Below are 24,789 nucleotides of genomic sequence, written 5' to 3' on the forward strand. Positions count from 1 at the left end.
CCGCCCCAGTGGCCGGTCCCGCCGGGGGCCGGCCGGCACTTCCGTCACAGCATCCGAAGCAAGCGTCGACGTTCACGTCGGCCGACCCCGGCCGTGTACTCGATACCCAAGGATCGTGGACCGGTCCGTGTTCCAGGGAGAAGCCCCATGTCCCAGCGCCCCGCGCCCGACTCGCCGACCCCGTCGTCGGCTCGGGAACCCGATCCCGAGCCACAGTCCGCCCCGCCGCGTGAAAGCCGCCTGTCCCGCATCCCCGGGCTGTCCCGCCTGCGCCTGGACCGCAACCGTCCGACCGCGATCGTGGCGATCGGCGCGGCCGTCTCGGTCATCGCCGCCTCGGTCGTGGTAGGCATCGGCGCGGCCGGAGCCGACTCCGACCTCTCGGACGTGGGCGCGTGGCTGCCCAGCGGCTCCAAGAACCTCGTCGTGCACGTGAACGGCCTGACCGGACGGGTCGACGCCCGGATCACCCTGCCCGGCGGCCAGGACCCCACCACCTTGCAGGTGAGCACGGACGGCAAGACCGTCCTGGTGCTGAACAAGAAGACCGGGCAGCTCAACCAGATCGACCCCCGCCAACTCACCGTCGCCCAGACCTCACCGGACGGAACCCCCAACCAGGACATCGCCACCGGAGGCGGGAACGCGTGGCGGATCAGCCCCGGCAAGGGGGAGGTGCAGCGCATCGACCCGCGACCGACCACCGACGCCGCCAACGCGCTCGGCTCCTTTGCCACGATCGGACCGCCGATCGTCTTCGAGGACGCCCAGGGAGGGCGCATCCCGCTGGGCAAGAGTCAGGCGGACGCCGACGGCACCCTGTGGGTACCGCTGTCGGCCACCGGTGAGGTGGTGCCGATCCAGGGTTCCGACCGAGGCGCGCCGATCAAGGTCGCCGAGCCCGGACATCCGCTGCTGTTGACCCTCGTCAAGGCCGCGCCGCCGGGCAACGAGGGCGGGCGCAAGTCCGGTGCCGACCGGGTGGTGGTCACCGACGTGACCGCCGGCAAGGCCATGACGCTCACCCAGACGAGCGTGGCGAGCACCTTCAAGCTGCCGACCGAACTGACCAAGGGAGCGCCCGACCGGTTCCTGGTGCCCGGCGTCAGCGAGGGCGCGGTCGTGCCCTTCCTGGCCTCCGACACCGGCTCGTTGGCCCTTCTCGACGTCAACAGCGGTTCCATCCAGGCGGCTCCGATACAGACGCAGAAGCACACCTACGGAAGCCCGTCGGTGCTCGGCGCCAAGGTCTACGTGCCCGACTTCGACACGGGCGCGCTGCTCGTCTACAACACGGTCCAGGCCAGGTTCGAGGAGCCGATCAAGGTCACCGGCGCCAAGGGCACGCTGGAGACGTACGTCAGCAACGGCCTCCTCTGGGTCAACGACCAGAACAGTGCCGAGGCGGCGGTCGTCGACGTCCAGGGTCGCATCCATCGGATCGGCAAGGACGGCGAACCCGGCGCCGACGGTGTTCCGGGCGACCAGGCCACTCCCACCGTGACCAAGCCGCCGGGCGCCGGCGCGACCTCCGCCCCGCCCTCGACTCCTCCGTCCTCGCAACCGCCCGCCGAGGACCAGCAGTTGCCGGGCGGCGGCGAGGCGCCGCCGCAGGACGTACCCGGCGACGATCCGTTCCCGCCGCCACCCCCGCACGACACGAAGCCCAAGCCCGACCCTCGGCCGCCCACGGAAGAGACTCCGCAACTGCCGGTGCCGCTGCCGAGCAAGACCACGCCGGCCGACCCGGGCGAGACGCCCGAGCCGCAGCCGACGAAGACGGCCGGGACGCCCACCGCCCCGGGTACGGCCTCGGCGTCCGCGACCTCGTCCGCGCCGGGCACGACCGAGCCGACCGGCACCACGAGTCCGACAGGTACCACGAGTCCGACCGGCACGACGAGTCCGACCGGCACCACTCCGCCCCCGACCACCCCACCGACCACCCCGCCCGAGATGAAGGCGCCCGGCACGCCCAAGGCCACGTCGAGCCAGGGGAAGATCACCCTGACCTTCAGTCCGTCGGAAGGCGCCAAGCCCACCCGGTACACCCTGGGCAACGTGACCGCCGGTCTCAGCGTCACCCCCGACGCCGTCGCTCCCGGCGGCACGATGAAGTTCACCGTCTCGGGAGGCGAGTGCGGCAAGGAGTACAAGTTCTTCGTCACCGCCGAGTTCGCCGGCCAGAAGAAGATGAACTCCGGTTGGTCCCAACCGATTCAACCGTGTGTCAAGCCGCCCAAGCCGGAGAACGTGAGTGTCACCGTGGCAAGCGGCGGGCACGGGGCCACATTGAAGTGGACGCTGCCCAAGGGCACCGACCCCAAGACCACCTACCAGGTGAAGATCGGCGCGAACACGTACGCCGTCTCCGGGACCTCGTACGTGGCCAAGGGCCTCAAGAACAGCCAGAAGTACGCCGTCACGATCACCGCGAAGAACGCGGCCGGCAGCGGCTCCGCCACCACGACGATCGACCTGACGCCGCCGAAGCGGACCTACAACGTCGGTCCCAACCGGAACAACTCGATCGGCATCGGCATTCACGCCGGGCCGCGGATCGACGCCGCCACCCGCAGGGGTGAGATCGGCAGCAACTACACCGGCAGCATCACGGTGCACTGCCAGACCATGGGCCAGAGCGTGACCCGCACGGCCACCAACGTGCACAGCGCCGTGTGGGACCGGGTCGACTACAAGTCCGTCTCGGGCTACGTCAGCGACCTGTACGTGCGAACCCCCAATTCCGACAGGGGAAAGTTCTCGCCTCCGCTCTGGGAGTGCGAGTAACACCCCGGTTTCACCCATCGTGTGATCACTCGCGGGCGGCGGGCTCTCTCGCCCGTCGTCCGCCGTTCCACCCATCTGGAGCACCGTGACCCAGCTCGCCACCCCGGCGAACGGCAACCAGCCGGCCGAGGCCCCCCAGTTCCACGCCGGCGACGCCCTGCGGCTGTTCCGAGAGTGCTTTCGCGCGCTCGGAGACAACATCGAACGTGTCGTCGTCGGCAAGCGTGATGTCGTGGACCTCGCGCTGATCGCCCTGTTCGCCGAGGGCCACCTGCTCGTCGAGGACGTCCCGGGCACCGGCAAGACCACGCTGGCCAGGGCGATCTCCGCGTCCATCGACGCGTCGTGGCATCGCATCCAGTTCACCCCGGACCTGTTGCCGTCCGACATCACCGGTGTGTCGATGTTCCGCCAGACCACGAACACCTTCGAATTCCTTCCCGGACCCGTCTTCGCCCACGTGGTGATCGGCGACGAGATCAACCGCGCCTCGCCCAAGACCCAGTCGGCGATGCTCGAGGTGATGGAGGAGGGCCGGATCACCGTCGACGGGACCACCCACGAGGTCCCGCGCCCGTTCATCGTCATCGCGACGCAGAACCCGGTGGACATGTCCGGCACCTATCCGTTGCCCGAGGCCCAACTCGACCGCTTCCTGATGCGGGTGACCGTCGGCTACCCCGACCTCGCCTCGGAGATCGCCGTCGCCTCGGGCGCGGGCGGCGGGGCGACCATCGAAGGGCTGCCCGTGATCGCGACGGCGCGGCACATCCAGGAGTTCGTCCAGGTGGCCCGGCACCATGTCGGCGCGGCGCAGCCGGTCGTCGACTACGCCGTGCGGCTGGCCCGCGCCACGCGCGAGAACGTGCACACCCGGCTGGGCGCCGGTCCGCGCGGCAGCGTCGCGCTGGTCCGGGCCGCGCGGGTGCGGGCCGCGTCGCAGGAGCGCAACCACATCCTTCCCGAAGACGTGAAGGCGCTGGCCCGACCGATCCTGACCCACCGCCTGCTGCTCGCCCCGGACGCCGAACTGAGCGGTGTCACGGCCGCCGACGTGCTCGACGAGATCCTCGACCGGGTGCCGGCGCCGCAGCCGACCGCTGCGAAGGGTCACGGTTGATGCTCTCCACCGGCGGTCGCGGAATTCTGGCGGTCGGCGCGATCCTGTGCGCGGTGGGCTGGGGGCTCGGGTACGGCGAGGCTCGGGTGCTGGGAGTCGCCGCGTTGGCCGCGGTCGCCCTCGCACTGGCGTGGACGGCGCCGCGTCCGTCGGTACGGGCCCGGCGTACCGTCGTCCCCGCCAAGGTCGCCCGCGGCGACGCCGCCCACGCGGTCGTCGTACTGGTCAACACCGGGACCCGGCCGCTGCGCGGGCTGCGTGCGGAGGACCACGTCGCGGGTGAGCCGGTGTATCCGGCCACACTGCCGGCGGTGCCCCCGGGAGCCGAGGTCGGCGCCCGCTACCCGCTGCCCACCCATGTCCGCGGCCGGGTCTCGGTCGGCCCCATGTCGCTGGTGCGCGGCGATCCGCTCGGCCTGAGCCGACGCGCGCGCGAACACGGCGCGGTCGAGACCCTGTTGGTCCGACCGCGCACCGTCCCGTTGCCGGTGTTGCCGGCCGGCCGCACGCATCACCTGGAAGGACCCACGTCCGACACGGCCGAGGACGGCACGCTGACCTTCCATTCGTTGCGCGAGTACACCCTCGGCGACGATCTGCGGCGCGTGCACTGGCGTTCGACCGCGCGTACCGGGGTCATGATGGTGCGGCGCATGATCGACGTGAGCCTGCCGGCGACCACGGTCGTGCTGGACACCCGCGTCGGGTCGTACGCCGGCCGACCACCGTGGTCGACGTCGGCGGAGACGTTCGAGGTCGCGGTCGAGGTGGCCGCGTCGGTGGCCGCCGCGGTGGCCGGGAAGAATTTTCCCCTGCACGTGTTCACCGGGGCCGGGCCGCTCACCGGCGCGCAGGATCGCCAGGCCGGTTCCGGACGCCTGCTGGATCTGTTCGCGGTGGTCGAGGCCGACGCCGCACACTCGCTGCGCGACACGTTCGAGATCCTGGAGCGCCGTCGCGACAGCGACACGCTCGTGGTGGTCACCGGCGTCGGGTCGGCCGCCGAACTCGAGGCGCTGGGCCGGGTGACGCGTCGTTTCGACCGGGTCGTGGTGATCCGGGTGGCCGCCCCCGGAGGCCCGCCACCGGCCGCGCTGCCGCTGCCCGCGCAGGTGACCAGGCTGCTGGTCACCGACCTCGAGGAACTCGCGCGCGCGTGGCACCGCGAGGCGGTGCGATGAGCGGCCCGGGTATTCGCCGTCGCGGGTGGTCGCTGGTCGCGACCACGTGCGCCGCGCTGTGTGTGGGGTTCGCGTTCCGCCGGGTGTTCGGCACGGGCGAGGTGATGCTTACCGCGATCCTGTCCGCGATCGTGCCCACCCTCGTGGTCCTGGCCTGCTCCGGCGGCCCCAAACGGTTCGTGACGGACGCGGAGAAGGCCCGCGCGACACGGCCGTTGTGGCCCTCGCTCGTACTGTCCGCGCTGGCCTGGCTCCTGGTCGTCTCCGCCTCGCTCTTTCGCGACCGCGCGGTCGGGCACGTGATTCCCACTCCCGCGGGCATGCGCGACATCGCCGCCGCCGTCGTCGACGCGCCCAAGTCGATCCTGACCACCGTCCTGCCCGCGCCCGCCGACGGGGAACTGCTCGTCCTGGTCTCCGCATGCGTGTGGGTGGCGGCCCTCGCGGGCGCCGAACTGGCCCTGCGCACCGCCACCGTGTCGCTGCCCGCGCTGCCCGCGCTGCTCGCCCTGATCGTCCCCGTCATCCTGGGCGTCGGCGGTCCCGGTTCCAATCTCCCGATCGTGGTCGCCATGATCGGCGCGATCGGACTGCTGCTGTTGATCCGGGCGCCGGAACGGCTGCCGGCGCTGGGCACGGCTGTGGTCGGCGTGCCGATCGTGATCGCCCTGGCGTGTGTCGCGGCCCTGCTCGGCCCCGACCTGCCCGGCACCCGCACCAGGCGCCCGCCCGATCTGCGCGACCTGGTCGCGCTGCCGCAGCCGGAGCGGTTGACGGGCATCAGCCCGCTCGATCGCATCTCCGCGTGGCTGATGTCCCCCGACCAGCCGATGTTCAGCGTCGCCGGGCCCAGTGCGCCCGATCGATACTGGCGGCTGACGGTGCTCGATCGCTACGACGGGTCGAGTTGGTATCCGGTGCGGAACCTGCGCGCCACCGCCGGCCGCGTCCCGGAGTCGCCCGACGGTCGACCACCCGTGCTGTCCACGGTGGTCAACACCGTGACCGTGCGCGACCTCGGCGACATCTGGCTGCCGGGCACCGATCGGCCGACCGAAGTGGACGCGCCGGGCCTGCGGTTGCGGGTCGACCCGGGCAGCGGGGTGATCGCGAGCGGCTCGGGCCTGCGCTCGGGCACGCGCTACCGGATCGACACGCGCGTTCCCGCGCTGGATCCGGACCGCCTCCAGTTCCTGCCCGCGGCACAGGATCCCGCGAACACGGCCCTTCCCGAGAGCGACGCGATGGGACGGCCGATCCCGGCCCTGGAATCGTTGCGGGCCAAGGCCACCGTCGCCACCTCGGGCAGCACGTTCCCGTACCAGCAGGCCCTGCGCCTGGCCCAGTGGCTGCGCGCCAACCACCGTTACGACATCTCCGCGGTGCCCGGTCACTCGTATCGCAACCTCCAGTTCTTCCTGGAGACGACCAAGGAGGGCACGTCGGAGCAATTCGCCACCGCCTTCGCGGTGATGGCGCGCACGCTCAATCTGCCCAGCCGGGTGGTCGTGGGCTTCTCCGCCGGGCGCGAAGGCGCCAACGGTGTCCGGGAGGTGCGCAGCGGTGACATCGTCGCGTGGCCGGAGGTCGAATTCGAGGGGGTGGGCTGGGTGCCGTTCTTCCCCACGCCCGGACAGGCCACCGACTCGGGCGCCCGCAAGCAGGCTCCCGAGCAGAAGACGCCCGCGACCAGTGCGCCGGCCAAACCGGTCACCCGTGCGGAGAAGGACCGGGAGATCGCCGGGCAGGCGCGCTCGGGCCCCGCGCCGGACACCGCGAGCCGCACCACCGCGCACGGGGACGGTGCCCGGTGGTGGCTGCTCGTCGCGGCGGGCGCGGGTGCGGGCGTCGTCGGGTATCCGGCCGCGGCCGCGATCGGCCCCGTCCTGGCCCGGCGCCGACGCCGCCGGGGCGGGCCTCGTGAGCAGGTCATCGGTGCCTGGCGACAGATCAACGACGACCTGGTCGGGGCGGGGATGCGTACGAGCGGGTCGCTCACGGTCGGCGAGATCGCCGACTACGGCGCGACCCGACTGCCCCCGGAGGCGGGCGCGCGACTGCCCGAACTGGCCTCCCTGGTCAACGACATCGCCTATGGGGATCGCAGGGTCGAACAGGCGGACGCGGATGCCGCGTGGCGGGATCGGGCGATCGTGGCGGGGGCCGTACGCCGGATCGACGGCCGGCCCCGGGCGCACGTCCGGGCCTACCGCAGGATGCGCCCGCGTTCGGTGGCGCTGGTATTTCGATCGCCCGACAAAGGACGAGAGTGAGTTCTGACGTGACCATCGACCGACTCGGCACCTCGGACCCCGCGGACCCGCCCCGGAGTGACCCGTCGAGCGGCGGGCCGACCCTGCACGAGCCGAGGTGGTGGGGCCTGGTCCGCGACCAGGCGTCGGCACCGCCGCAGGAGGCCCCCGCGGAGGTCGAATCGGGTCCGACGGGACTCTTCGCGCCGCCGGCCGCGGAAACCGACGCGGGACGCACGCAGTTCATCGCGGCGGTCGGCGCGGTCGGGTCGTCAGGGGTGGCACCGGTGGCACCTGCGCCGGGCGACGCCCCGGCGGCACGGGAACAGACGGTACCGGCGCCCGACGACGAGCCGGCACCCGAACGGACCGTGCCTGCACCCGCGGACACCCCGGCGACACCCGAACAGGTCGTTCCGGCGCCCGAGGACACCCCGGCGACACCGGAACAGCCCGTGCCCGAGCCCGGGTCCGAGCCCGAACCCGTGCCCGCGTCCCACGACGTCGACACGGCGCGAGAGCGGGGGGCGCCGGAAGTCGGCGGCGGCGAGGCGGCACCCGAGCAGGTGGCACCGGTTGTCGGCGATGTCGCCGCGCAATCACGGGAGTTCGCCGCGCCGACCCGCGAAGTCGAGACAGGCCCCGAGTGGATTCCGGCGGCGAAACCCGTCGCCGACGTCGCCGAGTCGATCTCCGCTCCTCCCCCGCGGCCGACCGAACCCCCGTCGAGCGCCCCGGAATCGGCGGGTGACGTACCGCGGTCGCAGTGGTCCCCCGCGGACCCGGGCGAGACGTACGCGCCGCTGTCGCGGGCGTTGGATCCCGCCGCCGAGCACCGACCGATGCCCGTCGGAGCCTGGTCGACGGCTCCGGAGCCGGGCGGCGAGGCGGAGCCCGGACCGCGCTCCGACGTCAAGTCGCCGCTCACGCTCCCGATTTCGGAGCCGGAGCCGGAGCCGGAGTCGGGCCCGGAGCCGGAATCGACCGAGTCGTTCGGATGGGACTTCCAACAGGCTTCGACCGAGCCCCACGAGTGGTTTCCCGCGCCCAAGCGCCGTCCACGCTGGGTCGTGTTCGTGCTCGCGGGCCTGGTCGTGCTCGTGATCGCCTCGGTCGGCATCATCGTCCTGGCGTCCCGGGAGGAGAAACCCGTCGCGGCACCGCCGACCACACCGCCGGCCCCGGCCACCATGATGGCGCCGGACGCGGCCGCGCCGTACCGACCCCAGGCTGTGTCCGTCAAGTCGTTCGAGGGGCGCCTGTTGGTCTCCTGGAAGGTCCCGGAGCGCACCGACCTCATCGTCGGGTATCTCGTCGTCGCGCAAAGCCGTGACGGTGCCGTACAAAAGACCGAGGTGCCGCGCGCCGGGGAGTTGACGGCGGTGTTGGCCGGCCCCGAGGTCGGCGTGAACTCGTGCGTCGTGGTCACCACACTCGTCAGCGGCGAACCGAGCATGATGATGTCCCGCTCGGACCCCGTCTGCCCGCGGCCGGCGCCGACCAGGTCCGGCGGCCCGGCGACCGGAGGCACCGCGACACCGAACGCATCGGGAGGCTCCAGTGAGTGAGTACGCCGCCGTCCCCGCTTGGCCCGTGATCCTGATCGAACTGGGCCCGAACGACACCGTGGAGATCGGCGGGGTCCCGGTCCCGGTGGACCCCGGCCGCAACCCGAGGGATGTGGCGTTGGCGGTCGCCGCGGAAACCGCCGGAGTACTCGGTCGGGCGGTGCGGGTGCAGGCCGTCGAGCCGGACGGCACGACGTTCCCGTTGATCGTCGACTCGGAAGGCAATGTCGTCCAGGCCGGGGATCCCACGCCCGTCAAACCGGCTCGCCGCGGGTTGGGCCTGCGTCGCGGGAGAACCGGTGCGGCCGCCGGGCCGAATCATCCGCGCGCGGGGGCGGCTTCGGCTCCCGGGATCCGGCCCACCCCGCCGCGGGCGCCGGAGCACGAACCACCGGCATTTCCGGGCCTGTCCGGCGGCGCGGAGCCGTTGCGGTCACCGGTGGACCCGCCACCGGCGCCGACACCCGCGGTGTTCACTCCGCCGCCGGCGCCGGTAGGGGATGCCGACGCGTCGCCGGTCCCGCCCACGAAGGATGCCGAGGACGCGTGGCCGTACGAGGGCGTTCGTCGGGACGTGGTCGAGTCGTCGTACATGCCCACGCCGACGCCCGAGCAGCAACGCGCTCTCGGGGTGATCGCCCGGGCACTCGACCAGGGTGAGCCGGACCGGGCCCTGATCGTCGCCAAGACCATGGCGAGGGCGGCCTCGGCCTCGGGCGACATCGGCGCGGCCGTGGCCACCCGGGAACTGTACGCCTACCTGGCCCTGTTGGCCGACCGGGCCGACCTGGCGGCCCGGCTCTACGACGAGGCCGTCGCCCTGTTCGACCCGGGGCTGGTGGATCCCAGCGGCTGGCGGGACCGGTTGGCCGAGAACGCCCGCTGGTGTCGGTCGCGGGCGGCTCTCGACCGGGTGACGCGGGCCTGACGGCCCGCGTCGGCTCAAGAACGCGGCGCGGGCTCGGGGTGGGCGGTGGTCGTGGTGTGGGCCGCCGCCCGCAGGGCGAGCCACAGGTCGATCTGGGCGGCGGGGCAACCGATCAGCCCCGCGCCCAGGCGTTCCTCGATCCGGACCAGGCGCTTGCGCACGCCCGGCCCGGAGATCGCCAGCGCCGCAGCGGTCGGCTCGATCCGGGCGTCGAGGTCGAGCCAGGTCCGCAGGGTTCGCAGATCGTGGGATCCCGCGTCCGAACCGAGCGGGCGGACCAGATCCTCGGCCCAGGCCCGGACCCGAGGCAGCGCCAGCAGATTCTCGACCGTCACCGCTTCGGCGACCGTCCCGTTCTCCTCCCCACCGATTCCGACCCCGCCATCCCGGTCGCCCGCACCGTGCAGCGCCAGGATGCGCAACGCCAGGGACAGTTCGGCCCGAACGGCCAACGAGTCCAGGTTCGCGTCCAGCAGCGCGGCCACGCTCTTCAGCCGTGCGATCAACGTGTTGCGGTGCAGGTGCAGTCGGCGTGAGGCCCGGCCGCCCAGGCGCAGCCAGGTCTCCAGGGTGGTGGCCAGTTCGTCGGCGCCCGGGTCGGCGCGTCGGGCGGGTCGGTAGGCCCGCAACGGCGCGAGTCGCCGCCGTGCCCAGGCCACACCGTCGGGGCCGATCAACTCGTCCGGCGTCGCGTGTTCCCCGAACCCGACCACTCGATCCACTCCGGCCGGCGCCCGCGACACCGCGCGCGCGGCCTGCTCGTAGGCCACCGAGGTGTGTTCTAGGGCGAACACGTCGCTGACCCCGACGAGGACGTCGTCGAACTCCCGGCTCAACCGACCGGCCAACCGGTGGGCGGTCTCGGGCCGTTCCGCTCCGGCGGCGCCACGCTCGCCGAATCCGGCCGGCGATCCGTACGCCGGTACCAGGAACACCAGGCGATCGGCGTGCGTCAGGTCCGGCGCCCAGCGCACTCCGTCGCCGGACAGGCGGTGCGCCGCGCGTTCGATGCCGCGACGGCGCTCTTCCGGGAATCGGACCACGAGCACGCCCACCACGTCGGGCAGCGGGGCACCCATGGCCAGTGCGACGTCCTGGGCCGTCGAGGTGTGCCCGGTGCTCAGCAGTCGCAGCACCGCCTGGCGACTGCGCGTGTCCGCCTCGGCGCTCCGACGACGCTCGGCCGTCGCGCGCTCCGCGTTCCAGGCCCAGCCGAGCACGGGCACGGTGTCGGCGAGCAGGACCTGCGTCCGCTGCCCGGCCCGGACCGGGGCGACGAGTTGCAGTGTGCCCCGCGGTGCGTCGCGCTCGCCGCCGATCCCCAGCGCGATCGTGTGCCCGATGCCGGATCGCGGTGCGACGTCGCGGCCGGCGGGGCTCGCGGCCTCCCCGAACGCCTCGTGCTGGACGGCCCCTTGGTGGTCCACGATGCGCATGTGGGCGCCGGTGCGGTGGGCGAGCCACCGCAGCAGGTCGCGGGTGCCGTTCGGGCCGGCCGCCAGGCGCTGCGCGGTGAGCAGGTCACGCACCCGCCGATCGCTCGCGTGCTCGTCGTCGGCGTCCGGGTGGAACGGGTTCGGGTACGCGTCGGTGGGCGCCTCCGCGAGCGGGCCGACGTGCGCGAGACGGCTTTCGTCGAATCCGGGGTGATCGGTCGCACGCGAGTGTTCGACGCGGCTCTTTTCCGCGTACGTGGCACTCATGGCCGCCGCCCGCACCGCGTGTCGGTGGGTGTACCCGTCGAAGCCTCCCGCAGGAGGACCCTGTCCTGCTCGCTCATACCCGCCCCGTTCATCCGGCCGGTCGCGGTGTGGACGTGGGTCGGGCGGTCCGGAAGTACGGGACTGTGCGCCGTGAACGCACCCGAAGCGTGTTCCGCCGCGGTCCCCGTCAACCCGTCACGCCTGCCGGCCCGGCCGGGATCATTGCGTTTTCGCAGCCCTGCGGGCCTCCGCGCCGTGTAAGGCGCATTGCCCAGGATTTTTGACCGGGTGGGAAATCTCGATAAGGCCGAGCGGGTTACCAGAGTTTGGTATACCTTTCGGTAACTTCGCTGCGAGGGGCGTGTTTCCGGGGCACCGTCACCCGGGCATCGAATCCGGCCCGCCATTCGTTCGGCTCGGTCGCGCGGATTTACCGACAGCAAATATAACGCGACTGCTTCGAAATGTCGCGCGTCCGGCGACTACAGCGGGATACGCCGTGGAATTCGTCGGCGGAACGTCGGTCACGAATGGGGGGACATCGCCCGCACGAAGTACGGGCTACCGGCGCGTTTACCCGTGGAGGTTCACCGCCGGCCGCGGACGCGCGCTTCGGCTACGTTGCGGGCCATGACATACGTCACCGACCCTCGGGTCGACACCTACATCGAGGCCCTGCCCGAGTGGCAGCAGGCCATTTGTCGCGAAGTCCGGGACCTGGTGCACGCCGCCGACGACGAGGTGGTCGAGACCATCAAGCGCACCGTCCGGCCCTACTTCGTCCTCCAGGGCAACATCTGCGCACTCCTTGCGGCCAAGGACCACGTCAACGTGTTCCTGTACGACGGCGCCATCGTCCCCGACCCCGAGGGGATCATCACCGGCGGCCACGACAACAAGACCGCCCGTACGGTGGCCGTCCGCGAGGGCGAGACCGTCAACGGTCCCGCCCTCAAGGCGATGTTCGAGCAGATCATCGCCAACAACCGCGCGGGAGGTTGGCGCAGGCTCAAGCGGTGATCCGGGCAACCCGGCCCGACTAACGACCGATCATGAACGCGTCCGGGCGCAGCGCGCGATCGACGACGCGCACGTCGCCCACCCAGGCGTTGACGGTCTGGTCGAGCTTGCCGTCGTACGCGTAACCGCCCAGCATCCAGGGGAGGTTGAGCGTGGTCAGGCCGTTCGCGCGGGCCGTCGGGTTGCGCACCACCGGGCAACCGTCGATGTACATCGTGGTCTGCCGGGCGTCGTTCACGACGGCGACGTGCCACCAGGCGTCCGGGGTCAGCTCGTGGCTCCAGTTGGTGGCCGAGCCGTCGCCGTCCAGCGGGTAGACGCACCACTGGAGTTCGCGTCCGCCCGACAGGCTCAGCGTGACCACCGGCTCCTGCGGGTCGCCCTTCGGCTTGCGCGCCTCGCCGCTCATCCCCCAGCGGCTCAGCAGCGCCGACCACGCGTCCTTGCCGCCGTCCCAGTCGGCGGGCAGCTTGAAGAACGCCTCGACGGTGTATCCGGAGCGGAACGTCGCCCGGTTCAGCGGTGCGTCGGTCGCCGTCTGGAAGTGGCCGCCGCGCAGCGGGGACTTGCCGCCCGCGATCCGGACGCTGCCGTGTCCGGGCTGGTCCGGGTGGTGCTGCCCGGACCAGCTCACCGACCCGGCCGCGGCGCCCGGCGCCGGGATCAGGGTCAGGTCGTTGCCGCGCCCGGACAGGTCCTTGACACGCTGCCCGCCGGGCACGGGCGCGCCGTCCTTGTGCGAGCCGTCGAAGCGCCAGTAGGCGACCGTGCCGGGCACCACCATGCGGGCGGCCGGGCGGGCCGGGCGCTGGGGTACCGGCGCGAAGCGCGCGAAGCGCTTGTCGAAGTCGACCGGCACCGAGAAGTAGTCGTCGGGTCCGGTCAACTCCATCTCGCGGCGTTCGAGTTCGTTGAGGTCGCGGCTGTTGCGACCGAGGATCCACGGGGACAGCGTCTCCACGTCGATGGTGTCGCGGTCCAGGTCGAAGTGGTAGAGCCGGATCATCGCGGCGCCGCCGAAGTAGCGGTTCTGGTAGTTGGTGATGTGCAGGTGTACGTCGTTGCCGGCGTCGTTGCGACGCGTGCTGCGGCCGGCCGGCCAGTAGTGGCCGTTGAGGGTGAGGAAGATCTGGTCGTTGCCCTTGATCAACTCGTCCCACAACCGGCGGCCGTGGTCGGAGAATTCCGCCTCGCGACCCGGGACGTCGGCGGAGACCAGTTCGTGGCTGGTCAGGATCACCGGCGATTGCGGGTGGTCCGCCATCACCTTGCGCGCCCACGCGATGCTCGCGGGCGAGGGCCGCCAGTCCAGGGCGAGGACGAGCCATTCCCGTCCCCCGGCCTGGAACAGGTGGTAGGTGTTGTAGCCGTCCGGGGTGGCCCCGCCGAACGAGCGTTTACCGCGGAAGCGTTGCGGGCCGAAGGTGTCCAGGTACGCGGACCGGCCGCGCCGGTCGTCGGTGTTGGAATCGATGTCGTGGTTGCCCGCCAGCACGCTGTAGGCCACGCCCTTGCGGTCGAGCACCTCGAACGCCCGGCCGATGCCGTCGAATTCGGGCTTGCGGCCGTTCTGGGTGAGGTCGCCCAGGTGCGCCATGAAGACGATGTTGTCCTGGCGCGCGTGTTCCAGGATGTACCGGAACGACGCCTCGATCGGCGCGGTGGTGATGCTCGGCTCGTCGAACATGTACTGCGTGTCCGGCATCACCACCAGCGTGAATCGCCGACTGTCGCGATCCGGACGCCACGCCGGCATGCCCTGCGCGTCCACCGGCGCGTCGGCCGCCACACCCTCGGCGCCGCCGTCCGTCCCGGCCGCGGCGGCCGGTGAGATGCCGACCGCCCCCACCGCGGCGGCACCGGCTCCGGCCAGCGCCGCGGAGCGCAGGAACGCCCGCCGGGCGGGCCCGGACAGGGGCGTGACGGGCTGGGGGCAATCGTCGTCGTGCTGCTCGCACATGGTGCTTCTCCGGGCGCAGGCGGGGTGGGGCATGCGCACCGTATGGGTCGGAAAACCCACGAAGATCATCCACACCGCCAACAACGGCCGACGACCGCGTGAATTCGCCGCCGGCGCACGGCGATGCTCCACCCGCCGTGTCCGCGCCCTCACCCGGCGGGAGGAAACCCTCGGGGTCGGGACGACGCACCGTACCGCCGGCCGGGTACCCCTCTGCTACGGTTTCCGGCATGAAGCGCGCTGCCGTCTCGACGACGACGCCGGAGAGTGTCCCGGCGCGCTGACGGATGTCTGGTCAAGAAGCCCCGGGGCGAGTGCCCCGGGGCTTCGGCTTGGAGTCACTCGCCCGACATCAGCGAGGAGACCCCCATGTACGACCACCGCAGACTCGGCCGCGAGTTGGACCTGTTCGACACCGACCCGCTGATCGGCGCGGGGCTGCCCTACTGGTTGCCCGACGGCGCCACCGTGCGGCACACCCTCGAGGAGTACATCCGCGGCGCGGAGCGCCGGGCGGGCTACCGGCACGTCTACTCGCCCGTGCTCGGCAAGCGGGAGTTGTACGAGATCTCGGGCCACTGGTCGCACTACAGCGACGACATGTTCCCGCCGATGGACCTCGGCGGCGAGCAGGTGGTGCTGCGGCCGAGCCTGTGTCCGCACCATGCGGTCATCTACCGCTCGCGCCCCCACAGCTACCGCGAACTGCCTTTGCGCATGGCCGAGTTGGGCGGCATGTATCGCTCCGAGTTGTCCGGCGTGCTCGGTGGGTTGACCCGGGTGCGGGCCATCCGGCTCAACGACGCGCACATCTTCTGCACCCTCGACCAGGTCGCCGACGAGGTGCGGGCCGCGTTGGAGATGATCCGCCGCGCGTATGGGGTGCTCGGCATCGAGGCGAGCCGCCACCGGCTCTCCCTCCCGGGCCCGGGCGGGAAGTACGTCGCCGCGCCGGAGAAGTGGAGTCGGGCCACCGCGTTGTTGCGGGACGTACTCGACCGCTCCGGCCTCCCGTACGAGGCGGTGGAGGGGGAGGCCGCGTTCTATGGCCCCAAGATCGACATCCAGGTCACCGACGCGGCCGGCCGGGAGTCCACCCTGTCCACCGTCCAGGTCGACTTCCATCAGCCCGAGCGGTTCGACCTGCACTACATCGGCGCGGACGGGGCCCGGCATCGGCCGGTGATGATCCACCGCAGCATCATCGGCAGCGTGGAACGGGCCGTGGCACACCTGATCGAGCAGCACGGTGGGGCCTTTCCCGCCTGGCTCGCGCCGACCCAGGTGGTGGTCCTGCCGATCACCGAGGCCGAGTGGCCGGGCGCCGAGGAGGTGGCCCGCCGCTGCGCCGACCTCGGACTGCGGGTGGAGGTCGCGGGTCCGGAGCGGGGCAGCCTCGGCGCCCGGATCCGGGAGGCGCGCCTGGTCCCCTACCAGGCCGTGCTCGGCGCCCGCGAAGCCGCCGCCGAGCACGTCGCCCTGCGCCTGCGCGACGGCCGGCGGCTCGACGCACGGCCGGCGCACGACGTACTCGCCCGAATCGCCGCCCTCGTCGCGGCGCACGCGAGCGAACTGTGGGAGGAGAAGGCCCCGGAGGTGTAGGTCCGACGGGATGCGGATGCCTCGCGCCGCCGCGGTCGCCGCGGTGCGAGGCACCCGAACCCCCGCGTCAGATGTCCAGGAACCGCACGTCGGCGGCGTTGCGTTGGATGAACCCGCGCCGCGCCTCGACGTCCTCGCCCATCAGGATCGAGAAGAGCGCGTCGGCCTGTGCGCCGTCCTCCAGCGTGATGCGTCCGAGGACCCGGTGGTCGCGGTCCATGGTCGTCACCCGCAACTCCTCCGCGTTCATCTCGCCGAGCCCCTTGAAGCGCTGGATGCTCTCCTCGCGCAGCCGCCTGCCCTCGCGCCGGCCGCGTTCGACGAGCATGTCGCGTTCCCGATCGGCGTAGGCGTATTCGATGTCGCCCCGACCCCAGGTGATCTTGTACAGCGGCGGGCGGGAGAGGTAGACGTGGCCGGCCTCGATCAGCGGGCGCATGAAGCGGAAGAGGAAGGTCAGGAGCAGGGTGTTGATGTGCCGGCCGTCGACGTCGGCGTCGGCCATCAGGATGATCCGGTGGTAGCGCAGCCGGTCGATGTCGAAGTCGTCGTGCACGCCGGTGCCGAAGGCCGAGATGAGGGCCTGGATCTCCTGGTTGTCCAGGATCTTGTCGACGCGGGCCTTCTCGACGTTGAGGATCTTGCCCCGGATCGGCAGGATCGCCTGATACTCGGGATCGCGGCCGGACTTGGCCGAACCTCCGGCGGAGTCGCCCTCGACGATGAAGATCTCGCAGGCGGCCGGATCGGTGGACCGGCAGTCGGCGAGCTTGCCGGGAAGGGCGATGGATTCCACCAGGCTCTTGCGGCGGGTGAGATCACGCGCCTTTCGCGCGGCGAGCCGGGCGGTCCGGGCCTGGACCGCCTTGCGGACGATCTCCGTCGCGTCGACCGGGTTGCGGGCGAACCAGTCGGTCAACTGTTCGTGCACGGCCTTGTGTACGTACGTCCGCGCCTCGGTGTTGCCCAGCCTGGTCTTGGTCTGGCCCTCGAACTGCGGCTCGCCCAGCTTGACCGAGACGATCGCGGTCAGCCCTTCCCGGATGTCCTCGCCGGGCAGGTTCTCGTCCTTTTCCCGCAACAACCGTCGCTCGCGCGCGTAGCGGTTGACCACACCGGTCAGCGCGGCGCGGAAACCCTCCTCGTGCATGCCGCCCTCGCGGGTGTGGATGGCGTTGGCGTAGGAGTACACCCCCTCGCTGAAGCGGGAGTTCCACTGCATCGCGACCTCGACGGACACCGACTGCTCCGCGTCCTCGGCCCGGATGGAGACGACCGACGCGTGCACCGGCTCGCCCTTGCCGGCGTTGAGGTGGGTGACGAAGTCGACGATGCCCCCCTGATAGCGGTACACGATGGACCGGGCGGGCTCGTCGGTGCCGGGCGTGGGTGCGCCGTGGCGTGCGTCGGTCAGGGTCAGGGTCAGGCCCCTGGTGAGGAAGGCCATCTCCTGGAGCCGACGGGCCAGGGTCTCGAACGAATACTCGGTGGTCTCGAAGACGTCCGGGTCGGCCCGGAAGGTGAGCGAGGTGCCGGTGTCGGAAACGGCCTCGTGCCGGACCAGTTCGGTGACGGGCACGCCCCGGCGGTAGTCCTGGGTCCACCGCCGGCCGTCGGCGCGGATCTCCACCGACAGATGCGTGGACAGCGCGTTGACCACGGACAACCCCACGCCGTGCAGCCCGCCGGAGACCGCGTAGCCGCCACCTCCGAACTTGCCGCCCGCGTGCAGCACGGTCAGCACCAATTCGACGGCCGGTAGCCCCTTCTCCGGGTGCAGCCCGACCGGAATCCCGCGTCCGTTGTCCACGACCCGTACGGCGCCGTCGGCCAGGAGCGTGACATCGATGCGGTCCGCGACCCCCGCGAGAGCCTCGTCGACGGAGTTGTCCACGATCTCCTGCACCATGTGATGCAGCCCGTGCTCGCCGGTCGAGCCGATGTACATCCCCGGTCGTCGGCGCACCGCGTCCAACCCGTCCAACACCGTGATCGCGCCGGCGTCGTACGCCGGGCGCTCCCTCCCGCCGCCGTCGTCGGTCGACGCGACGGCGGAAAGGCTGCCGGAATCAGTCACAGGGCCCTCTTTTCTGGCATCACGAATCACGCTCCCGCCGCGATGGCGGGAGCGGTCGTGTCGTCGGGTGATACACCGGCCCCGGACAGGCCGAACAAGCCCCGGGACGCAGGGATTTCCTCGCCTCGGGAACCAGTCCAGCATACCCAATGTGGACCTGAACACCAGATCTTCAGGGCCTCTATACGCCTTTCTGGGCGCCTGAAATCCCAGGAGGCAAATCCCCCTACCCAAACCAGCCTTTCAGGCCGCCAGATCGCCGTACAGCCCTTCGAGCCGATGCGGGTCCACCCCGCCGCCAACCACCCGACCCGGCACCCGGCAGGATCGTTCCCACCGCGGCCCGGCCGCGGTGAGGCACCACCCGTCCCGACTCCGCGGAGGCTTCGCACACATGACCGACAACAGCATCGACCACGGCACCGACCACGGCACCGACACCTGGACGCGGCGCATGGACGATCTGTGGGCCGACTTCGACGCGCATCGGCCGGACGACTTCGTGGCCGCCGTTCGAGCGCTGGTCGACGAACGGCCCGGCGACGACGCGATCGCGGCCTACTGGATGGGGTCGGCGTACGACTCGACCGGCTACGAGGCCGAGGCTGCGCCGCACTATCGGCGCGCTTTCGCCCTCGGGCTGCCCGACGACATGCGTCGCCCCGCCACCATCCAGTTCGCCAGCACGCTGCGCAACCTCGGTGAACTCACCGAGAGCGTCGCGTTGTTGACCGCCGAGCGGGAAGCCGGATCCGACCACCTCGACGACGCCCTGGCCGCCTTCCTGGCCCTGTCCCTGGTCGACTCGGGGCGCGAACGCGAAGCGCTCGGCCTCGCCCTGGGCGCCCTGGCGCCGCACCTGCCCCGCTACACCCGCTCGGTCACCAACTACGCCCGCGCCCTGATCGAGAACGCGGAGCCCACGACGGCCGGCTGAGCGTCACCCACGCGTGCCCCGGCGGGATCGCGTAGCGCGCGTCGCCCGGCCCACGAAGATCCCGGCGGGCATCGACCGGGCAGGCATGCCTCGGTGGGCTTCACGGTCGTTACCGCCGGTTCTTCAGGTGATGCGGGTGCGTCGACGCCGGCGGTCGCGCATGGCCCTCCCGCGACCACGCCGACGTGCCGTTCGCGCCGGTCGGGCCCGTCGCGGCGCCCCTCGCGTCCCGGCCCACCCGCCGCAGCCGCGCCCGAGCCCGGCGCCGATGACGACTGCCCCGAGCATGCGGGCGTCCCCGAGCACTCCCTGTCCTTCCGCTGTAACTCCGGCCTCCGGCCCTCCGGGGGCCCGCGCTCATCCCCGTCGCCGCTCCCGGCCGCGGCCCGATCCGGCGCGCCCGCCGGCGCCGGCCGACCGCACTTTGGTGCGCGACCCTGGACGACATGAGCGACAAGGCACACGGGCGCTTCGACCTGGTCGTCGAGGCGTACCGTCCCGGTGACACATATCGGCTGGCCATGCTCGCCGACGGCACCTACCGTCGACTGCACGACCGGGGCGAACTCGACGCCCTCGCCGCCGAACTGGGCCTGGACCCCGCCGACCGCGATCGGGTCGCCTGGGAGGGCGGCGACGAGTGGCCCCGGCACGACGGCGGGTGACCCACCCACGGCCGTCGCGCACCGCGCGCCGCGCACCACGCACCGCGCGCCGACGACGAGGCGACGTTCGAACCGCATGATCGATCGCGGTCGTTCCCGGTGCGTCGAGAGGCAACCGAGAACCAACCGTAAGCGAGTCTTTACGCGCCGTCGGAGCTTCTCGAAGCCCACGGACGACTTCTGCCGACGCGCCGTCGGCGCGATGTCGCCCCCGCGCCGCCGACATGGACACACTGTGTAGCCGCATGTTTCCGGTAGGTAACTTCCACGCCGGCGCCCGCACATGACACCGGCCGGCCGTCGAGGGCATACCTCCCCCACCCATGCCCGCCTCCATCCCCCCTCCGGTTGTCCGATCGGGCGGGCCCGCGGCGGCGTGCGGCGCCGGGCCCCGGTTACCCGTGGTAAACCTCACCCGCCGCAATGGGCCACCCCACGTTGGCTCGTATTCACCTGTTCCCAAGACGGCTCGCGAACCTAGTTTTCATTTCGCCTTCAATGCGCTATCGGGCAAATGTCGAGCCCGGCACGAGTCGCAATAGGCGGCACGACCGTGATCTTCCCGGTCAAGAATGATCACGACTTCGAATTGCACAGAGAGCCGAACCCCAGGCGCCGTCACGGCGTTCTTCGGCTCTCCGGCCGTTCGCCGGAATCCACCGCGCGAAACGGCCGCGTCGGCTCGTCTCGGGCCGTTTCGGCGGGTGCTTCCAGGTCCTTGAATACGTCTTCACCTGCACCGATGGCGCCTGCAACTCGCGCCCTTCCCCGTAGCGCCGGTCACGCGCGGGCGGTGTCGCAGCGGTCCTTCACGCCCTGATGTATGTCGATCTTCAGGCATATCCGACGGAATCTCATTATTCAACCGGGTTTACATAAATCCCCCGACGAGGACGAGTCATGACCCGTATGAGAACCACTCCCGGACCGGTGAACTCGGTCGTCGCGCCGGGGGCTTCGCCCCCGACGGCTCCTCTCGACAAGTCACCGATCCGCGTACTTCCCCATTTCTTCGAGCGCTCCTGCGACCGCAATCCGGAGGCCGTCGCCGTCGTCTGCGAGAACACCTCGTTGAGTTACGCGGAGCTGGATCGCCGAGCCAACCGCTTGGCGCATCTGCTCCGAAACCGCGGGGCCGCTCCGGGCCGCACGGTCGGAATCCTCCTGGAACGCTCGCTCGACGCCTACGTCGCCCTGCTCGGCGTGATCAAGACGGGTGCCGCCTACGTCCCCCTCGACCCGTCGTTCCCGGCCGAACGAGTCGCCTTCATCGCCCGGGACGCCGACCTGTGCGACCTGGTCAGTACGTCCGAAATGCGCCGGCGCACCGCTGAGGCGACCTGCCCGCTGCTCGAACTCGACGTCGTCGCCCCCGACTTGGCCCGACAACCGGACGATCGGCCCGACGTGCGGATCGAGCCGGGCTCGTGGTCCTACGTGATCTACACCTCCGGGACCACGGGCCGCCCGAAGGGCGTGGCCGTATCGCACGCGAGCATCGCCAACTTCCTGCACGTGGTCACCCCGATCTACCGGGTGAGCGCCCGGGACCGGGTCTACCAGGGACTCTCGATCGCGTTCGACTTCTCGGTCGAGGAGATCTGGCCGGCCTGGATCGCCGGGGCCACCTTGATCTCCGGTCCCACCGACGGCGGCCGGGTCGGGCAGGGGCTGAGCGACTTCCTGCTGGAACACCGGATCACGGTGCTGTGCTGCGTACCCACTCTGCTGACCACCATCGAAGGCGAATTCCCGCTCCTGCGCAGCCTGTTGGTCAGTGGCGAGGCCTGCCCGCCGGACCTGGTCCGGCGCTGGTCGCGACCCGATCGGCGCATCCTCAACGCCTACGGACCCACCGAGACCACCGTCACCGCGACCTGCGGCGAACTGAGCCCGAACCGGCCGGTGACGATCGGCGTACCGCTGCCGACCTACCGGGTCTACATCCTCGACGAGCGGTTGCGCCCGGTCGACGAGGGCGCGGGCGGGGAGATCTGCGTCGGCGGTCCGGGCGTTGCGGTCGGCTACGTCAACCGTCCCGACCTGACCGCCGAGCGATTCGTGACCAACCCGATCGAGGCCGAACGCGCCGATGTGCCGAGGATCTACCGCACCGGCGACCTCGGCCGGTTCACCGCGACGGGCGAGATCGAATACCTCGGCCGGGTCGACACCCAGCTCAAGATCCGCGGCTATCGCATCGAGGCGGCCGAGATCGAGGAGGTGCTGCGCGAGGACCCCGCGATCGAGAACGCGGTCGTGACCCCGCTGGAGCGGGACGGCGTCGTGCAGGACCTGGTCGGCTACGTGACCCTCGTCGGCGGCGGCGACGGGGCGTCGGCCCCGGCTTCCGACGCGTTGCGGGCCCGGTTGCGGGTGGCCTTACAGAGCCGGTTGCCCGCGTACATGATCCCCTCCTACGTCGAGGTGCTGCCCGAATTCCCGTTGCTGGCCGCGGACAAGGTCGACCGTGCCGCGCTGCCCGCGCCGGCCTCCGCGCCGCTGAACCGGCGCGCCGGTACCTCCGTCGCGCCCGAGACGGCGCTGGAGCGGCATCTGGCCCGGGCCTGGGCGGACGTGCTCGGCGGCGCGGAGATCTCCGTCGAGGACGACTTCTTCTGCGACCTCGGCGGCCACTCCATGGCGGCGGCCCGGCTGATCTCCCGGCTGCGCCGGGAACCGGAGTTGCGCGGCGTGGCGATGGGCGACCTGTACGCCCACCCCACCATTCGCGGCCTGGCCCGGCACGTCGAGGCCGAGGCGGCGGCCGAGGACCGGGCGGCCGGTGCCGCACCGCGGCCCGCCACCCCCGCGCCGGCGCCGCTCCGGCACCGCAGCCGGCGGGTATTCGCCTGCGGTGTGGCGCAGTTCGTCGCGCTGTACGCGTGGCTGCTCGCCCTGGGCCTGCCCGCGGTCGTGCTGCTGTACCGGCTGTTCCTGGCCTGGGACCTGCCGATCCACGAGCCGGCGCCCGGCGGCCTGCTCGACCGCCTCACCCACCTGTACCTGCCCGGGTTCATCGCCCTGGAGGTGGGGTGGCTCGTGGGGAGCCTGCTCGTCACGCTGTTCGCCGCGCGGTTGTTGATGCTCGGCGTACGTCCCGGGTGGTATCCGCTGTGGGGCGTGACCTACCTGCGGTTTTGGCTGTACGGGCGGATGCTCGCGTTCAGCCCGCTCGCGTTCCTCACCGGATCCCCGCTCCTGGCCCCGTGGTTGCGGCTGGTCGGCGCCCGGGTCGGTCGCGGCTGCCATGTGTCGGCGGTACTCGGACTGCCCGCGTTCGTGGAGATCGGCGACGGGACGAGCATCGGCTACGGCGCACGCGTGCAGCCGTACGTGGTCGAGCACGGGTGGTTGCGACTGGCGCCGGTCCGCATCGGCGCCGGATGCTTCGTCGGGACCAACAGCGTCGTGCTCGCGGGCGCGGTGATCGGCGACCGCACCTCGGTCGGGGAGCAGTCGTTGGTTCCGGCGGACCACGTGTTGCCCGCCGACGAGCACTGGGCCGGCTCACCCGTCACCCGTCAGGAGGGGGCGCCGGCCCTGCTCGACGCGATGGCGGCCGAGGACGACGGCCGCGCCTGGCCGCTGCGGGTCCTGATCGGCTTCGGCGCGGGCGCCGTACTGCTCGCCCTGGTCCCGCTGTTGGTCGCCGGCACCGCCGGCGCGCTCGTGGGGGTCGTCGCCTGGCGGTACGGCTTCGGCTGGGCAATCCTTGCCACACTCCCGGCCGGGCCGCTGGTGGTGCTGTTCACGTGTGTGCTGGTGCTGGTGGTCAAGCGGGGACTGCTGCCGCGCTCCCGGGCCGGCATCCATCCCGAACGCAGCGGCCTGGGCGTGCGCAAGTGGATCGGCGACGGCATGATGACGGCCAGTCTGACCCTGACCCACGCGCTCTACTCGACGCTGTACCTCGTCCCGTTCCTGCGCCTGCTCGGTGCCCGTACCGGACGCTGGTCCGAGGTGGCCACGGTCAGCTTCGTCGACCCCGAGATGCTGATCATCGGCGAGCGCAGCTTCGTGGCGGACGTCAGCGTGGTCGGCCCGGCGGTGTTCCATCACGGGCGGATCGCGCTGGCCCCGGCCGAGATCGGCGCGCGCAGCTTCGTCGGCAACGGCGCGCTCGTTCCCGGCTCGTGCCGGCTCGGCGAGAACAGCCTGCTCGGCGTGCACTCGCTCGCGCCGACCCGGCCGATCGATCCCGAGACCACCTGGCTCGGATCGCCCGCGATCTTCCTGCCGCGCCGCGAGGAGAGCCGGGAATTCCCGGCCAAGTTGACGTACGACCCCAGTCGGGGGCTGATCGCGGCCCGGCTGGCGATCGAGTACTTCCGGGTGACGCTGCCCGCCACGATCGCCGCGCTGGGCGCGCTGGGCAGTCTGTACGCGGCCGTCCGGCTAGCCGAAGCGTGCTCGCCGTGGGTGCTGTTCCTGCTCGGTCCGGCCCTGTTCCTGGCCGTCGGAGTGGGCTCCACGCTGGCCGCGGTGGTGCTGAAGTGGCTCGTCGTCGGCCGCTATCGGGCCAGGGTCGAACCGCTGTGGAGCATCTGGGTGCGGCGCACGGAGCTGATCACCGGGCTGTACGAGAACCTGGTCGTGCCCAGCCTGCTCAACATCCTCACCGGAACCCCGCTGATGGGCCCGGTGTTGCGGCTGTTCGGCGCCCGGATCGGTCGGCGGGTCTGGCTCGGCACCACGTATCTGACCGAGTTCGACCTGGTCGAGGTGGGCGACGACGCGGCGGTGGCGGAGGTGACGTCGCTGCAGACCCACCTGTTCGAGGACCGCGTGATGAAGATGTCCGAGGTCCGGATCGGCGCGGGTGCCTCGGTCGGCACCCGGTCCGTCGTGCTCTACGACGCGCGGGTCGGCGCGGGCGCCTCGCTCGACGCACTGTCCCTGGTGATGAAGGGCGAACACCTGCCCGACGAGACCCGGTGGCGTGGCATCCCGGCCCGCCCCGGGTGAGGCATCCCGTTCCCGTTC

The 24,789-nt window shown here is 71.6% G+C and carries 14 protein-coding genes; 11 read left to right on the plus strand and 3 right to left on the minus strand.

Annotated features, from left to right (window positions below):
* Positions 1-147: 147 nt before the first annotated feature.
* The 6 genes from B4N89_RS44545 (at position 148) to B4N89_RS44570 (ending at position 9,839) form a co-directional block, all read left to right on the plus strand.
* Positions 148-2,790 carry a fibronectin type III domain-containing protein gene (locus B4N89_RS44545; protein WP_078982309.1) on the plus strand — a complete coding sequence of 881 codons (2,643 nt, stop codon included), beginning with the start codon at positions 148-150 and terminating at the stop codon, positions 2,788-2,790.
* Positions 2,791-2,875: 85 nt separating this feature from the next.
* On the plus strand, positions 2,876-3,910 hold the full coding sequence (locus B4N89_RS44550; protein WP_101897556.1) for an AAA family ATPase: 1,035 nt from the start codon (positions 2,876-2,878) through the stop codon (positions 3,908-3,910).
* Complete coding sequence (locus B4N89_RS44555; RefSeq protein WP_078982311.1) at positions 3,910-5,091, plus strand: DUF58 domain-containing protein; 1,182 nt, start codon at positions 3,910-3,912, stop codon at positions 5,089-5,091. The genes B4N89_RS44550 and B4N89_RS44555 overlap by 1 nt, the downstream gene beginning before the upstream one ends.
* Complete coding sequence (locus B4N89_RS44560) at positions 5,088-7,364, plus strand: transglutaminaseTgpA domain-containing protein (protein WP_143658312.1); 2,277 nt, start codon at positions 5,088-5,090, stop codon at positions 7,362-7,364. Before B4N89_RS44555 ends, B4N89_RS44560 begins: the two co-directional genes overlap by 4 nt.
* Positions 7,361-8,911 carry a hypothetical protein gene (locus B4N89_RS44565; protein WP_143658313.1) on the plus strand — a complete coding sequence of 517 codons (1,551 nt, stop codon included), beginning with the start codon at positions 7,361-7,363 and terminating at the stop codon, positions 8,909-8,911. The genes B4N89_RS44560 and B4N89_RS44565 overlap by 4 nt, the downstream gene beginning before the upstream one ends.
* Positions 8,904-9,839: a hypothetical protein gene (locus tag B4N89_RS44570; protein ID WP_078982314.1), complete on the plus strand. Its 936-nt coding sequence runs from the start codon at positions 8,904-8,906 to the stop codon at positions 9,837-9,839. Before B4N89_RS44565 ends, B4N89_RS44570 begins: the two co-directional genes overlap by 8 nt.
* A 14-nt stretch (positions 9,840-9,853) precedes the next feature.
* On the opposite strand, the gene B4N89_RS44575 is transcribed toward B4N89_RS44570, so the two are convergent.
* Positions 9,854-11,542: a helix-turn-helix domain-containing protein gene (locus tag B4N89_RS44575; protein WP_143658314.1), complete on the minus strand. Its 1,689-nt coding sequence runs from the start codon at positions 11,540-11,542 to the stop codon at positions 9,854-9,856.
* Positions 11,543-12,172: 630 nt separating this feature from the next.
* Here B4N89_RS44575 and B4N89_RS44580 point away from each other — a divergent pair.
* Positions 12,173-12,562 carry a DUF1801 domain-containing protein gene (locus tag B4N89_RS44580; protein ID WP_078982316.1) on the plus strand — a complete coding sequence of 130 codons (390 nt, stop codon included), beginning with the start codon at positions 12,173-12,175 and terminating at the stop codon, positions 12,560-12,562.
* A gap of 19 nt (positions 12,563-12,581) precedes the next feature.
* On the opposite strand, the gene B4N89_RS44585 is transcribed toward B4N89_RS44580, so the two are convergent.
* Positions 12,582-14,522, minus strand: a complete 1,941-nt coding sequence (locus B4N89_RS44585; protein ID WP_078982436.1) for a LamG-like jellyroll fold domain-containing protein — start codon at positions 14,520-14,522, stop codon at positions 12,582-12,584.
* 351 nt (positions 14,523-14,873) lie between these two features.
* Here B4N89_RS44585 and thrS point away from each other — a divergent pair, with 351 nt between their 5' ends.
* Positions 14,874-16,124 carry a threonine--tRNA ligase gene (gene thrS, locus B4N89_RS44590; RefSeq protein WP_321170762.1) on the plus strand — a complete coding sequence of 417 codons (1,251 nt, stop codon included), beginning with the start codon at positions 14,874-14,876 and terminating at the stop codon, positions 16,122-16,124.
* Positions 16,125-16,191: 67 nt separating this feature from the next.
* Here the strand turns inward: thrS and gyrB are convergent, their stop codons facing one another.
* A complete protein-coding gene (gene gyrB, locus B4N89_RS44595) occupies positions 16,192-18,201 on the minus strand; it encodes a DNA topoisomerase (ATP-hydrolyzing) subunit B (RefSeq protein WP_268812612.1) in 2,010 nt (669 codons plus the stop codon).
* Positions 18,202-18,595: 394 nt separating this feature from the next.
* Here gyrB and B4N89_RS44600 point away from each other — a divergent pair, with 394 nt between their 5' ends.
* From B4N89_RS44600 to B4N89_RS44615, 3 genes are all read left to right on the plus strand, one after another.
* Positions 18,596-19,138 carry a tetratricopeptide repeat protein gene (locus tag B4N89_RS44600; RefSeq protein WP_078982319.1) on the plus strand — a complete coding sequence of 181 codons (543 nt, stop codon included), beginning with the start codon at positions 18,596-18,598 and terminating at the stop codon, positions 19,136-19,138.
* Positions 19,139-19,584: 446 nt separating this feature from the next.
* Positions 19,585-19,803 (plus strand): hypothetical protein, encoded by a 219-nt coding sequence (locus B4N89_RS44610; RefSeq protein ID WP_078982321.1) that lies wholly within the window; start codon positions 19,585-19,587, stop codon positions 19,801-19,803.
* A 900-nt stretch (positions 19,804-20,703) separates the two neighbouring features.
* On the plus strand, positions 20,704-24,771 hold the full coding sequence (locus B4N89_RS44615) for a Pls/PosA family non-ribosomal peptide synthetase (protein ID WP_235619347.1): 4,068 nt from the start codon (positions 20,704-20,706) through the stop codon (positions 24,769-24,771).
* The last annotated feature ends 18 nt before the right edge of the window (positions 24,772-24,789 follow it).

Origin of the sequence: Embleya scabrispora (assembly GCF_002024165.1) — a bacterium.
GTDB classification, from domain to species: Bacteria; Actinomycetota; Actinomycetes; order Streptomycetales; family Streptomycetaceae; genus Embleya; species Embleya scabrispora_A.

Bases quoted from the DNA above. Each gene is read 5' to 3' on its own strand.
- B4N89_RS44545 (WP_078982309.1), top strand. From the start codon at position 148: ATGTCCCAGCGCCCCGCGCCCGACTCGCCGACCCCGTCGTCGGCTCGG.
- B4N89_RS44555 (WP_078982311.1), top strand. From the start codon at position 3,910: ATGCTCTCCACCGGCGGTCGCGGAATTCTGGCGGTCGGCGCGATCCTG.
- B4N89_RS44560 (WP_143658312.1), top strand. From the start codon at position 5,088: ATGAGCGGCCCGGGTATTCGCCGTCGCGGGTGGTCGCTGGTCGCGACC.
- B4N89_RS44575 (WP_143658314.1), bottom strand. From the start codon at position 11,542: ATGAGTGCCACGTACGCGGAAAAGAGCCGCGTCGAACACTCGCGTGCG.
- B4N89_RS44580 (WP_078982316.1), top strand. From the start codon at position 12,173: ATGACATACGTCACCGACCCTCGGGTCGACACCTACATCGAGGCCCTG.
- B4N89_RS44585 (WP_078982436.1), bottom strand. From the start codon at position 14,522: ATGTGCGAGCAGCACGACGACGATTGCCCCCAGCCCGTCACGCCCCTG.
- B4N89_RS44600 (WP_078982319.1), top strand. From the start codon at position 18,596: ATGACCGACAACAGCATCGACCACGGCACCGACCACGGCACCGACACC.
- B4N89_RS44610 (WP_078982321.1), top strand. From the start codon at position 19,585: ATGAGCGACAAGGCACACGGGCGCTTCGACCTGGTCGTCGAGGCGTAC.
- B4N89_RS44615 (WP_235619347.1), top strand. From the start codon at position 20,704: ATGACCCGTATGAGAACCACTCCCGGACCGGTGAACTCGGTCGTCGCG.